A 13784-nucleotide genomic window follows, 5' to 3' on the forward strand; every position below is an offset into this window, starting at 1 on the left:
ACCTAAATTGACAATTTGATTTCCTGATTCCTACATTCAAAATCAAATTTACATCAGTCCCAATACTGCTCGGTTAAGGATTTTCAACTCGGAATTTAGTTTGGGTAAAAGGTGAAAGGGTAAGGGTTAAAGGTTTTTTCTTGCCCCTTTTCCCCTTCCCCTTTTGCCCTTAACCGACAAGTATTGACATCAGTCCGAATATGACTTCTGTAAGTAAGAAGGTAGAGTAAATAATATTTTTATTGGCATTATTTTCTACCTTCTTATGCAAATATCTGTTAATTAATCTACAGCTTTCTTAATTTCATCCTTGACGTTTTCGGCTGTATGGCGCACTTGAGATTCTACTTGCTTTGCTTGTCCTTCAGCCTTATCATTGGGGTTACCAGTGATGTCACCAACAACTTCTTGGATTTTACCTTCGATATTTTTGGCAACGGCTTTGGCTCTATTTTCTAAACTCATACATTTGCTCCTAAATTTTAGTGATTTTTTTAATGTGGCTCAAGTCATTCAATGTTTATAGATTAGCTTGTTATTTTTGGCAGCGATTCTATCTTAAGAAGATAATTCATCAGGTTTTTGATAATTCCTGATATATAATTTTGAGCTAGCTCAACTCATCTTGAAGATTTCTAGGAATAATTTCTCGATAGAGGTAGGCTCTTTGTCAGTTCTATCTCGAGATAATAAGTTCTCTGTCTGGTGGTAGGCTAAGTTGAAGAATTAAATAGCTGATTCCTGAGGAGTAAAGCATTTCAGGAATTTACAGTTAGATTCAACCTCACTCGTCTTTCCCAAAGATTTAGATGTGTTACGTCTCGCGCCTAACACATCCTACAGTCGCGGGTTGATGAGATATATATAATTTTAGGGGCACAATATATTGTGCCCCTACTGTACGCGATCGCCTGAAATATGATGTATAGCATTCCTATATGTGAAAGCCAATCTACAGTTGTACGTTTTTCTTCCTGTTCCCTACCTTAATTTGTCGTTTCGGAACTAATTGAGGATTGCTATATTTCAATTTTTCTCGAACAACAGCTTATTTGCAGGCTGTTAGATAGCAAAATGTAAAAGTTATGTTTTTGTATACTTAATTTACTTTGAGTTAGTTTTTAATTTACCATCCTTAATTCGATATCAGCTTGGGATTTAGGCTGCAATCAGCTGGGTTGCTAAGGAAGCAATATCTGTTTCTAACAATAAGATTGTGGTTTCATAACCGATTCTACCCATTTCTGGTTCGTCTCCCATTTGCATTTCTACATAATATGCCCAAGTCGCTGAATTAGGGCTGCACTTTACTATCATTCCCATACCACCGATAAATTCTACTGTTTCCCCAGGCGAAAATTTAGGTATTGTAAAACTATTTGCACTCATTGCCATCACCGTTTTATTTCATCTATTTAGTTCAATTTATAATGCACTATTGTGATTTCCTGCTCTATCGCAAGTTTAAATTTAGGCATTATTTATTTAATTCTTCCGAATCAAGTTGAATAATCTCTAGAATGAATATCAGCTTTTATTAAATTATTTGGTATCCTGAATAACATAAGATTTTGATTAATACTACTTTATGTTAAAATAAACTAAAAAATATTAAAAAGTTTAGAGTATGCAGCAAAAGCTATTGAGTAGCTACCAAATATGCAATGTCTGCTCTAGCTTTGTTTGGAGAAGATGATATAAAAACTCATACTCGACAGCAGATATAGTTGCAATTCACAAGAGAAATGTTCAATCATTTGAAAATTGGCAGCAAAATAGGAGCAAGTTTCGCTTTAGGTTTAGTAATTCTTAGCGCCATTGGTTACGTTTCCTATCGTACAACTCAAGAACTAATCAAAACTTCCTATTTGGAAAACCGTACATACCAAGTGATGGGATTTTTGGATGAGGTGAGTTCCAAAATTAAAGATGCGGAAACTGGACAACGTGGTTACATAATTACTGGAGAACAGCAATATTTAGAGCCTTATGAGAGTGCGATCGCCTCTTTACAGCCACCACTACAAAAACTCCGCGACTTAACTGCTAATAACCCCAAGCAAGAACAGCGCTTCAATCGCTTAGAGCCGCTAATTAATACTAGGATAAATGTCCTGAAAAAAGTGATTGCGGCGCGCCAAAATCAAGGATTTGAAGCTGCTCAGAAGTTAGTGCTTTCAAATGAAGGAAAGCAGTTGATGGATCAGATTCGCAACTTGGCTGAGGAAATGAAACAAGCAGAACGTCAATTATTAGCTGAACGTTCAAGCCAAGCCAAAGCAGCCGCCAATCAAACTACTGCTACTATCGTCTATGGAATTCCTATAGCTTTTATCTTGATCGCTTTAATTGGCTATGTGCTATCAAGAAATATCTCGAAACCTATCGAGAAAATTGCTCGCATCGCCACCACAATTGCGGCTGGTGATTTATCGCCTAACTTACCACATACAAAACGTCAAGATGAAGTAGGTGTACTGACAAACAGTTTCAATCAAATGATTGCTAATTTGCGAGAAACTAAGCAATTAAATGAAGAGCAAAACTGGTTAAAATCGAATCTGGCTGATTTGAGTAACAGTCTTCAAGGAAGAAGAAATTTAGCCAATGTTACACAATTAATATTATCGCGGTTAGCTACTTTAGTGGGAGCGCAACAAGGCGTTTTCTACGTGATGGATTCTGTAGAAAATCACCCTGTGATGAAGTTATTGAGTAGCTATGCTTACAATGAAAGAAAAAATTTAGCCAATCAATTTCACTTAGGTGAAGGATTGGTAGGACAATGTGCTTTAGAAAAGCAAAGAATCTTGCTCACCCAAGTTCCCAATGATTATATTCGCATTAGTTCTGGCTTAGGTGAAGCGCCGCCGTTAAATATTATTGTCTTACCTGTATTGTTTGAAGAGCAGGTAGTTGCTGTTATTGAACTCGCATCATTCCAAACTTTTAATCAATTACATTTAACTTTTTTAGAGCAAGTTACTACAGTTATCGGCGTAGTCTTAAATGCGATTAAGTCCGATATGCTCACTCAGGAACTACTCCAGCAGTCTCAGGATTTAACCGAAGAATTACAACATCAGCAAGCAGAACTGAAGCTGAGTAATCAAAGGTTACAAGAACAAGCGCAGGAGTTAGAAGAATCGCAATTACTGCTAAAACAACAACAAGAAGAATTGCAACAGTCCAACGAAGAATTACAACAATTAAATGAGGAGTTAGAAGAAAAGGCGGAATTGCTAGAAACACAAAAACGAGAAGTTGAAGTTAAAAATCAACAAATTGAACAAGCAAGGCTATCTTTAGAAGATAAAGCCAAACAATTAACCCTCACCTCAAAATATAAGTCAGAATTTTTAGCCAATATGTCCCATGAGTTGCGGACACCACTGAATAGCCTATTAATTTTGGCGCGCTTAATGGCAGAAAATTCCCAAGGTAATTTAACAGAGAAACAAATTGAATATAGCCAAACAATTTATAGTGCTGGTAATGATTTGCTGCGATTAATTAATGATATTTTAGATTTGGCGAAAATTGAATCAGGTAAGTTTGCGATTGAAAGAGAAGAAGTTAGCCTGATAACTTTGCAAAGCTACCTCCAAGGGAATTTCCACCAGCTAGCACTAGAGAAAAATTTGAGTTTTAATATTCAAATTGACGGTAATTTACCACTCACATTTCATACTGACTCTAAACGCCTCCAACAAATTTTAAATAATTTATTGGCAAACGCTTTTAAGTTTACTGAACAAGGAGGAATTTCCTTACAAATTAGTCTAGTCAACGCAGATACGGTTGCTTTTGCTGTCAGCGATACAGGTATTGGTATTCCTAATGATAAACAGCAATTAATTTTTGAAGCATTTCAACAAGCAGATGGGACAACCAGCCGCAAATATGGCGGTACAGGCTTAGGTTTATCGATTAGCCGGGAACTAGCTCATTTGCTAGGTGGGAGAATTGAACTAGTTAGCCAACTAGGAAAAGGTAGCACTTTTACACTTTATTTACCAATCCAGGGAGTTCGCAGCCAAGGACAGAGCAGAGATAATACTTTACAAGATAAACAGAAAATTTCTCTACCTCTCCCAATTCCCGCACGTGCTGAAGCTTCTCCTCCTCCCGCAGTTCCTATCACTCCGCAAACTGAAGTTGCAGACGATAGAGACGCAATTCAAGTCGGCGATCGCGTTTTGCTGGTGATTGAAGATGATGTAAAATTTGTTCGTATCTTGCTGGATATGGCGCGCCAACAAGGGTTTAAGGTGTTGGTAGCCTTAAACAGCAAACAAGGTTTGGCTCTAGCACAACAGTTTAAACCCGATGCCATTACTTTGGATATCTGTATGCCAGATATAGATGGCTGGATGGTGCTAGATCGGCTCAAACATGATTCCCAAACGCGCCATATTCCCGTACATATCTTCTCCATTGACGATCGTCAACAACGTGGTTTAGAGTTAGGCGCGATCGCTTATGTACAAAAGCCTGTTACTAAAGAACAACTGGTTGGTGCTTTAACCGATATTAAAGGCTTTGTTGAGCGTAAGGTCAAGAATCTGCTGGTAATTGAAGATGACCCAGTCCAAGCCCGCAGTATTATTGAACTAATCGGTAATGGCGATGTTCACAGTACAGCAGTCCATACAGCAGCTGCAGCCATAACTACACTGCAATCCCAGCATATAGATTGTATTGTGCTGGATTTGGGTTTGCCTGATATGACTGGCTTAGAACTAATTGAGGAAATCAAACAACAACCCAACTGGTTGAAAATTCCGATTATTGTCTACACCGGGAAAGAACTTTCGCGCCAAGAAGAAACCCAATTGCGACGCTTGGCTGAGACAATCATTATTAAAGATGTGCGATCGCCTGAACGGTTACTTGATGAAACTGCCTTATTTTTACATCGTGTTCAGGCCAATTTACCCCAATCAAAACGGCACATTTTAGAACAACTCCGCAGTTCCGATCCCATACTGGCAAATAAAAAGATTTTAATTATCGATGACGATGTCAGGAATATTTTTGCCTTGACTAGCTTGTTAGAAGGCTATCAAATGCAAGTATTATTTGCAGAGAATGGCAGAGATGGCATCGCTACATTGCAAGCCAACTCTCATATCGATATCGTCTTAATGGATATCATGATGCCGGAAATGGACGGTTATCAAACAACTCGCGCCATTCGTCAGCTACAGGAATTCCGCACAATACCGATTATTGCTTTAACCGCCAAAGCCATGCAAGGCGATCGCGAAAAATGCATCGAAGCAGGAGCCTCAGATTATATTACCAAGCCCGTAGACACTGAACAACTACTTTCCCTACTGCGGGTTTGGTTGTATCACTGAAGTGTAATTTTGAATTAATCAAAACTGCTGCATCTTGCTGATTGCTATCTTGCGAATGACCCCCATAAATCTTGAGTTAGAAGAGGCGAACCTATTTTTGGTTCTGCAGTATGATGTGCTTTTTTAAGTTGCATTATAAGATATGAATATGATGAAAAATATTGCGCCAAATAAATTGAGCGCAGTTACTGTTTGATTTTTATTTTTTTGAAGAGGTTGGTTAAAAATATAGGGTAGATGTAAATTCAAAAATTAAACTAACAAGGAAAACCGAGTTTTTAAATAAACCCGGTTTTTGCCTTTTCAGCGAAGCAATCTTTAAATTTTTTTAAGGTTATTTTCTGATTTTCGTGGTATTTAAAAATCCTATTTCTTACTTTAGGTAATATCTTCGTCTCACTTTAGAGAGTAGAAAATTTAGTGATAAAACATTATTTTGAATATATAAAAACATTGATATAAACCTTGCGGACTAATGAATACATCGAAAGCAATAGCCAGAAACACAGTTGCAGCAGTACCGCTAAAGCAGATTCGATTTTCACTACAAAATCTCATCAATCATTTAAATAATGATTGTCCTGGCAGCCACAATTGTCATTGTATACCGATTAGCGGTAATAGATAATATTGCCAAAACATGGTTTACTAAGTAATAGCAATTGGCGATATAGGATGCATATTTGATTGTTGCGAAGCTAGGTATAACTTTATTCCTTCTTTGCTGTCACTGTTCCCCTGTTCTCTTGTTACGCCAGTAATTTCAGCAATCACAGCGAATAGCTTATATTGAAATGTTTACAGCAAGAAGACTTTTTTATCTTCTTTCGCCTCTGTTATGAATTTACCCAAAGCAAAACTAGAAGATATTGAAATTCAGTTACTACTTGAAGGAGTTTACCGTTACTGGGGTTACGACTTCCGTAATTATGCTGTTTCTTCTCTCAAACGTCGTATCCACAGTTTTATCAAAATAGAAGGCTGTACAAGTGTTTCAGAACTGCAAGCACGAGTGCTACATGATAGCAAATGTTTAGAAAGATTTTTGCTAAGTCTAACAGTAAATGTTACTTCTATGTTTCGTGACCCTAGCTTTTATCTCGCTTTAAGAAAAGAGGTAATTCCGCTATTGCGTACCTATCCTTTTATTCGCATTTGGCACGCAGGATGCTCCACAGGAGAAGAAGTTTACTCAATGGCAATTTTACTACAGGAGGAAAACCTATATCAACGTTGTCGAATTTATGCTACAGACTTTAATGAAAAAGTCCTACAAAAAGCTAGAACAGGCATTTTTTCTTTGAAACTCATGCAAGATTATACCCAACTTTACCTAAAATCTGGAGGCAAAGAATCTTTTTCACAATACTATACAGCCGCTTACGACAGTGCAATTTTTCGTGCTGCTTTGCGGGAAAATATTGTTTTCGCTCAACATAACCTAGCAACAGATAGTTCTTTTAATGAGTTTCATATCATCATTTGTCGTAATGTTTTAATTTATTTTAATCAAACCCTACAAAAGCAAGTACATGAACTTTTTTATAATAGCCTTTGTCCTTTTGGTATTCTCGGATTAGGACGGCAAGAGTCAATTCGTTTTACTCCCCATGACCATCAATACCAAGAGCTTGTCAAAGGTGAAAAGCTCTATCGGAGGTTGAATTAGTGGTGTTTAAAATTGTAGTCATAGGTGCATCATTAGGGGGATTTGCTGCTTTAAAAGAGATATTAAGAAACCTACCTCAAAACTTAAAATCTCCTATAGCAATTGCACAGCATCGGCATCGAGAATCTTACAATACATTGAGTGAGTTTCTCCAAAAGCACACAGATCTACAAGTGCGGGAGGTAGAAGACAAAGACGAAATTATGCCTGGGTATGTTTATTTAGCACCAGCCGATTATCATTTATTAGTAGAATCTGGCTGTTTTGCTCTTTCTACTGATCAGCCAATTTCCTATGCTCGACCTTCAATTGATGTCTTGTTTGAGTCTGCTGCAGATATTTATGGCGAACAAGTGATTGGTGTAATCTTAACAGGAGCCAATGAAGATGGCGTACAAGGTTTAAAAGCAATTAAGTCACGTTTGGGAATCGCAATAGTTCAAGAACCTACTACTGCTGAATGTTCAGTAATGCCAAAAGCAGCAATTAATGCTGTAGCTGTAGACTGGATTTTATCACCAAAAGAAATAGCACAAAAAATCCTTTATCTTTGCAATTAAGTCAAAAAATAAGTCTATTTGTAAATTTTTCTCCCTATTTTAACGAGTGATTTCGCAATTTTTGTACAGATGGCTAGAGAATGCGATCGCTCTGGCTCGCCCTCTGCTGTTAAATAATATTAATAACGGTATTTTTACAGTAGACAGAGCTAAAAAATATCACTAATATTGATAATTGCTCTCTTTTCAGGATGCTACAATAAAAATTGCATCTCATATAGTTAATCTTACATTTAAATAGCATTCCTATTTAATTTGTGATTTGTAAGTTCTTCTTTACTTTCCCTACCTGAACGAGTAACTTCACACCTTCTAAACGGATAGCTATCAATATTTATATTAATTTGAGTAACTACACATATGACAATTTATTTTTATGCACTTCGCGAACAATATGGTTGTTTTTCTAACTTTTCACCACATGGTTTTGAGTTAGATGGTTTGTATTGGTCTACTAGCGAACATTATTTTCAAGCCCAAAAATTTGTTGGTACTGCACATTTAGAAGAAATTCGGTTAGTCAAAAAACCTAAAGATGCTGCCAGAATGGGACGTGAAAGAAGTCGTCCTCTGCGCCAAGATTGGGAACAAGTTAAAGACGATATTATGCGAAAAGCAGTATTACGTAAATTTCAAACCCATGCAGATATCAAAGAAATTCTTCTTGCTACGGGTGAAGAACAATTAGTAGAAAACTCTCCCATTGATTTCTATTGGGGTTGCGGCTCTGATGGTAGCGGTAAAAATATGTTGGGATTAATTTTAATGGAAGTGCGAGAAATACTTCGTTCTCAGCATAACGACTAAATATATAGTAGGACTTACGCAACGCCGATAATTTCATTGCGACCGAAACCAAGTTTAGGGAAGCAATCCCAGCGTTAGGGGAGATTAGTTTGCTATCGCTTGTAATGACTGAGTTACGTTATTTTTGTGTAAGTCCTGTATGGGACTCATATTTTATTTTTGCGAAGCTAGGAATACTTTAATTCCTTCTTAACTGTTACCTAACTCAGCAAATAACTGATGCAAATTAAATCGGATTACTATATGTTATCTAAAAGCAGCAAGTGAACAATCTCTATATAGGAGTTAACCAATTATGTCTCTATTACCAACCAACAAGAGCTATTGCAAATGGTTTTGGGACGAATCTCTGGGAGGAGACTATGATAATTGGGGTACTAGCACTTACTTCTTGGAAGTTGGTCATGATTTGTATGCAATTAGACAAATAGAAATTTACGAAAATGGCAATGTCTTGTTTTACGATCCCAGCCACATTGCAGATAATTATGGCAGATTGTGCGACAAACAACTTAATCAAGAGGATGTCAAAGATTTTGCTATTAATAAAGCAGAATTTGAACAAATATGGCAGACAAAAACGCCTATGAATCGTTGACTGAAGTTATGTAATGTTTATCAATGACTGGCTGATGTGAATATATCTTCAATATTCTGGGAATACTAAAGACTATCAGCAAACTTACCAGGACTTGGTCGATGTCTACAGGCGGATGGAATAATGATTTCACAAATGCAGATTCCGCAAAACTTCCAACACCATATCGGAAATTGGGGAAGCAAAAAACCATTGTCCATAAATTTGACCAAGCTACCCTAGAAGAAATTCCTGTTTCACCAGAAACAAACGCCCAGCTATTAGAAGCATCCAAGCTATTGCGTCAAGGAATACAACAGCAGCAAGCTGGTGATTTAGCGACTGCAATCAACTCTTTAGAGCAATCGCTGGTATTGTTTCAAGCGATTGGAGATAGGCTTAAGCAAGAAAAAGTGCTTTCTTTGCTAGCATTAATAGCTTATACACTCGGTAATTACCAGAAAACTATCTCCTACTGCCAACAGTGTCTCTCCTTGATGGAAGATACTTCAGATTTGTCAGTGAGAATGCAAGTACTGTCTCATTTAGGTAATGCTTTCCGACACCTCAACGAATATGACAAAGCTATCGAGTTTTTAGAGCAATCCTTAAAAATTACCCAGCACAAACAAGACAGGCGAAGTGAAGTAGCAGCTTTGAATAATTTGGGATTAGTGTATAAAGCTGTGAGTAAATTTACACAGGCAATTAATTATCAAGAACAAAGTCTAGCAATTTTACAAGAACTTAATGACCATTGGGGAGAAGAACAAGTACTGAAGAACTTGGGTAATGCTTGGTATGCATTGGATGATTACCCAAAAGCGATCGCATATTATGAAAAGTGTGTACTCATATCACGCAGGCTGAAAAACTTTCGTAGCGCCATTCACGTGCTGAAGAATCTCGCTAACGCCTGCTATGCCTTAGGCAACTACACTCAAGCTATTATTTACTATCAAGAGCGTTTGCAATTAGCTAGAGAACTCCAAGACAAGCGAACTGAAGAACAGTCTTTAGGGAGTTTAGGCGTTACTTGTGAAGCCTTGGGTGATTACACAAAAGCTGTTGAATACCACGAACAGCGTTTACTTTTAGCCATTAGTCTCAACGACATTCGCAGTCAAGAACAAGCTTTTGCCAGCCTGAAAGTTGCCTGCTATGCTTTAGGCGATTATGCCAAAGTTATGCAGTACGAAACAATGGGGTAATGGGGACTGGGGATTGGGGATTGGGGATTGGGGATTAGGGACTGGGGATTGGGGACTGGGGACTGGGGATTGGGGATTGGGGACTGGGGACTGGGGATTGGGGATTGGGGACTGGGGACTGGGGACTGGGGATTGGGTAATTGGTGTTTGTTATTTCCCCTCATCTCCCTCATCCCCCTCATCTCCCTCATCCCCCTCATCCCCCTCATCTCTCAACGCTCCCTGCCTGACGATGGTTTTGGTTTGCTCATGATACCGATACAACTGATACAATAAAGATTCTGTAAATAAAAAATTTCAGCTATAGCTGATTTACCAAAAATCTTCGACATCACAAGTATTCCACTAGTGTTGCACTCAGATGAGACAGGTGGTATTTTCACCAAAATCTAGATTGTCATGAGCAGCGAAACCCAACTGAGCCTATTCGACGATTCAACTTTTAATCAGCGAGATCTGATTCCCACAGACGCTAAAATTCCTATACCTGCCAATACCTATTCTGATATGACAGAGTTGGCACAACACTGTAATCAGTGCCATCGTTGTGGATTAGGAAATAACCGCACTCATGCTGTGGTAGGAAGAGGGAACCTCAAAGCGCTAATTATGGTTGTGGGGGAAGCACCAGGTCAAAACGAAGACGAAACAGGTTTACCATTTGTAGGTAAATCAGGGCAGTTGTTAGAGAAAATCTTGGCATCTGTAAATCTGAGTACTGAGACTGATGTTTACATTTGTAATATCAACAAATGTCGCCCGCCAGAAAATCGAGTGCCAACTACAGAAGAAATGGCAGCTTGCTTACCTTACTTATTAGAACAAATTCGTTTAGTTGACCCAAAAATCATTTTATTAACTGGTGCAACTGCGGTTAAAGGTTTAACTAACGATAAGCGAGGCATTACGAAAATTCGCGGACAGTGGATGGAATGGCAGGGACGTTTGTGTATGCCAATTTTTCATCCTTCCTATCTACTGCGGAACCCTTCTAGGGAAGTAGGCGGCCCAAAATGGTTGATGTGGCAGGATATACAAGCAGTGCGTGCTAAATACGACAAAATTAGGCTAACTCATTAAACCTGCGGAAATGCTCATTGGATAATTGTGCCTTATGGAAAACTCACTATGAAAATGTTTACCATAAGGCATATATCCCTGGCGCAAAAATTATAAGAAAGTTTGATCTAAATAGCACCAACGCCAGTTTTCACCGCGTTCAAATGATTGTACCAATGGATGATTAGTTGCATGAAAATGTTTGGTGGCATGTTTGTTTTTTGAGGAATCACAGCAGCCGATATGTCCACAAGTGAGACACATACGTAAATGTACCCAGCGATCGCCTGTTTTCAGACATTCTTCACATCCTTGGGCACTGGGGGTGACGCTTTGAATTTGATCGAGATGATTGCAGCGTGAACTCATAAATACCTCGGATTTACATAAGATGGGCAAGCAGACTTAAAAGGTAATCGCCTATGGCAGACAGAAGGTGTTCAAATTAGCTATATATAGCTTTCTTATAAATTATTTCCATACTCCTTAATATCTGGTTAAGGATATGATTAATCTGATTTTGGTTGTGAAAGATATATACAGCTGATGAGCCAAACTAGTTTGCATAATCTGAATGATTATGATTTTATCCATTAATGGTATATTCCAAAAATTATGATAAAAATCGTAAAATACTTTAATGTGAATTATATTTCACATACAAAAAGTACATATAAGAATCTGATTTGATTTCTAAAAAAATATCAGTAATGTAGCGTGCGTTAGACACCAGCCATAACGCATGAAAGCATTACCACAGATGCATTACACTATCTCTAACGCATCCTACGTAAGTTTTAAAAATCAAATATGAGTTCTATAGAAACATGGTATCCCTAAAATTTTGTCTATCACAAGATTGTGCAATCTGTAAAACTATAATTAAAGTTACTTGAGAATTAGACAAGGCTTTAGTGCTATAAATAATGACCAATCCTCAATACAAACTGATTTAGCTCTTCAATATGATTAAACTTGATCAATTTTTAAAGTTAATAGGTATAGCCTCAACTGGAGGACAAGCAAAACTGATAATCCTTGATGGTGATGTAAAAGTTAATGGCATAGTTGAAACCCGGCGAGGAAGAAAATTATTCTCAGGCGATCAAGTAACAGTAGAAGGGCAAATTTTTCAGGTTGGAGATGTAATTAATGAGTAGTGGTTATGAATTGGGTAATTGGTAATTGGTAATTGGTAATTGGTAATTGGTAATTGGTAATTGGTAATTGGTAATTGGTAATTGGTAATTGGTAATTGGTAATTGGTAATTGGTAATTGAGGAGTAGGGAGATAAAAAGTAATTAATGACGAATACCAAATGCCCAATGCCCAATACCCAATTCCCAATGCCTAATTCTCTATACAATCCAATCTACTGCCTGTGCTTCAGTAATATCGGGTACGTCTAGGCGATTTTTCAACCGATAAAGTACTTTTTCTGGAACTTTGGCGGTGCGATCGCAGTTTCTCTGCAATAATTCTTCCCAAGATGTTTCTAAGTAAACAATGCGAATTCGACCTTGATAATTAGCAAACATCCGAATGAGCATTCCCCGTAATTGGCGGCTCAGGTTAGTGGCATTCCACACAAAGGATTGTCCATTTCGCATATATTCTTTAGCTAAGGCTTTAGCTGCATTTGCTACTACACCTTGGTCGTCTTCTGGGTCGATTCCCATTTGCTGACGCAGTTTATCTAAAGAAATTACCTGCCAATCGGGGAGATTTTCTTTGATCCAAGTATCTTTTCCCGAACCTGGTAATCCTGACATCATTATCACCTGAAAGCGCGTGTCGTCGTATGCTTCATAGTTTGGGTTACCATTTTCTTTTTGAAAATAAATAAACCGACTGTGCGCTGATGGGAATTGTCTTGGTTGCTCAAAGCAGCTATTTTCTTGGCAAAATTCGCGAAAGAAGTTTATACGTTCGAGTAATTGCGCTTGATCATTGCAGTATCGCCCGCGTACATCTGCTTCTGCAAGTATCGCCAGCATATCGCAGCGAATAATCTGGCTAGCTTTGATCACTGCCCGTTCTGGATTGGACTTATCCCAAAACCATAGGGGTAAACTACCATATTTCACCAAAGAAGCGATCGCCTCCCGTTCTTTAAATGGTACTTGCAAATCCCAAAGTATCTGCTGTGCCATTTTTGCACCTTGAACTACGTGACCTTTCGAGGATATAGCACCATCTTCTGCAATTTCAGTAGCTGCAGGTTTTGCCACATCATGCAGTAAAGCTGCTGCAAATAAGATTGATTGCTCTTTGCTTGGTAATACTCGCCATTGAGGTAAAGCAACTAAAGCTTCACATACTAATTTTGTATGAATGAGAACATCACCTTCAGCATGATAACGCGGATTTTGGGGACAATTAGCAAGCGATCGCAACCAATCAAATTTTGCTTCCAGCGCCGACCAATTTATCAACCAATCGGCTTCATTCGGACAATAAGGAAAAGACCAATCTTGACTAGAAAAACTCATAAATTTTAAGCCTTGGATGATGAGGTAGATGAGGTAGATGAGGGG

At 38.0% G+C, this 13784-nt stretch carries 15 protein-coding genes; 10 read left to right on the forward strand and 5 right to left on the reverse strand.

Annotated elements, in window-relative coordinates:
* Positions 1-282: 282 nt before the first annotated feature.
* Both HGR01_RS33400 and HGR01_RS33405 read right to left on the reverse strand, forming a co-directional pair.
* Positions 283-465: a CsbD family protein gene (locus tag HGR01_RS33400; protein ID WP_045868005.1), complete on the reverse strand. Its 183-nt coding sequence runs from the start codon at positions 463-465 to the stop codon at positions 283-285.
* Positions 466-1158: 693 nt separating this feature from the next.
* Positions 1159-1389, reverse strand: a complete 231-nt coding sequence (locus tag HGR01_RS33405) for a hypothetical protein (protein WP_045868857.1) — start codon at positions 1387-1389, stop codon at positions 1159-1161.
* 356 nt (positions 1390-1745) lie between these two features.
* On the opposite strand from HGR01_RS33405, the gene HGR01_RS33410 reads away from it, so the two are divergent.
* From HGR01_RS33410 to HGR01_RS33450, 9 genes are all read left to right on the forward strand, one after another.
* A complete protein-coding gene (locus HGR01_RS33410) occupies positions 1746-5363 on the forward strand; it encodes a response regulator (protein ID WP_052335055.1) in 3618 nt (1205 codons plus the stop codon).
* Between the two features lie 475 nt (positions 5364-5838).
* Positions 5839-5991 (forward strand): hypothetical protein, encoded by a 153-nt coding sequence (locus HGR01_RS33415; RefSeq protein ID WP_264264543.1) that lies wholly within the window; start codon positions 5839-5841, stop codon positions 5989-5991.
* A gap of 210 nt (positions 5992-6201) precedes the next feature.
* Positions 6202-7032 carry a CheR family methyltransferase gene (locus HGR01_RS33420; protein ID WP_045868004.1) on the forward strand — a complete coding sequence of 277 codons (831 nt, stop codon included), beginning with the start codon at positions 6202-6204 and terminating at the stop codon, positions 7030-7032.
* On the forward strand, positions 7032-7592 hold the full coding sequence (locus tag HGR01_RS33425) for a chemotaxis protein CheB (protein ID WP_045868003.1): 561 nt from the start codon (positions 7032-7034) through the stop codon (positions 7590-7592). The genes HGR01_RS33420 and HGR01_RS33425 overlap by 1 nt, the downstream gene beginning before the upstream one ends.
* A gap of 360 nt (positions 7593-7952) precedes the next feature.
* The gene (locus HGR01_RS33430; protein WP_045868002.1) at positions 7953-8399 is read left to right on the forward strand and encodes an NADAR family protein; all 447 of its coding nucleotides are present in this window, start codon (positions 7953-7955) and stop codon (positions 8397-8399) included.
* Between the two features lie 295 nt (positions 8400-8694).
* Positions 8695-8997, forward strand: coding sequence for a hypothetical protein (locus tag HGR01_RS33435; protein ID WP_045868001.1), 303 nt, complete (start codon positions 8695-8697; stop codon positions 8995-8997).
* A gap of 101 nt (positions 8998-9098) precedes the next feature.
* Positions 9099-10187 carry a tetratricopeptide repeat protein gene (locus tag HGR01_RS33440; RefSeq protein ID WP_045868000.1) on the forward strand — a complete coding sequence of 363 codons (1089 nt, stop codon included), beginning with the start codon at positions 9099-9101 and terminating at the stop codon, positions 10185-10187.
* A 13-nt stretch (positions 10188-10200) separates the two neighbouring features.
* The gene (locus HGR01_RS33445; protein ID WP_155538958.1) at positions 10201-10440 is read left to right on the forward strand and encodes a hypothetical protein; all 240 of its coding nucleotides are present in this window, start codon (positions 10201-10203) and stop codon (positions 10438-10440) included.
* A 146-nt stretch (positions 10441-10586) separates the two neighbouring features.
* Positions 10587-11267: a uracil-DNA glycosylase gene (locus HGR01_RS33450; RefSeq protein WP_045867999.1), complete on the forward strand. Its 681-nt coding sequence runs from the start codon at positions 10587-10589 to the stop codon at positions 11265-11267.
* A 90-nt stretch (positions 11268-11357) separates the two neighbouring features.
* Here the strand turns inward: HGR01_RS33450 and HGR01_RS33455 are convergent, their stop codons facing one another.
* On the reverse strand, positions 11358-11615 hold the full coding sequence (locus tag HGR01_RS33455; protein ID WP_045867998.1) for a ubiquitin carboxyl-terminal hydrolase 14: 258 nt from the start codon (positions 11613-11615) through the stop codon (positions 11358-11360).
* A gap of 596 nt (positions 11616-12211) precedes the next feature.
* Here HGR01_RS33455 and HGR01_RS33460 point away from each other — a divergent pair.
* Complete coding sequence (locus HGR01_RS33460) at positions 12212-12406, forward strand: RNA-binding S4 domain-containing protein (protein WP_045867997.1); 195 nt, start codon at positions 12212-12214, stop codon at positions 12404-12406.
* A 3-nt stretch (positions 12407-12409) separates the two neighbouring features.
* Here HGR01_RS33460 and HGR01_RS33465 read toward each other — a convergent pair whose 3' ends face one another.
* The gene (locus HGR01_RS33465; RefSeq protein WP_155538956.1) at positions 12410-12613 is read right to left on the reverse strand and encodes an alpha/beta hydrolase; all 204 of its coding nucleotides are present in this window, start codon (positions 12611-12613) and stop codon (positions 12410-12412) included.
* Positions 12606-13739, reverse strand: coding sequence for an AAA family ATPase (locus HGR01_RS33470; RefSeq protein WP_045868853.1), 1134 nt, complete (start codon positions 13737-13739; stop codon positions 12606-12608). Before HGR01_RS33470 ends, HGR01_RS33465 begins: the two co-directional genes overlap by 8 nt.
* Positions 13740-13784 lie beyond the last annotated feature (45 nt).

Origin of the sequence: Tolypothrix sp. PCC 7712, assembly GCF_025860405.1 — a bacterium.
Classification (GTDB): Bacteria; Cyanobacteriota; Cyanobacteriia; order Cyanobacteriales; family Nostocaceae; genus Aulosira; species Aulosira diplosiphon.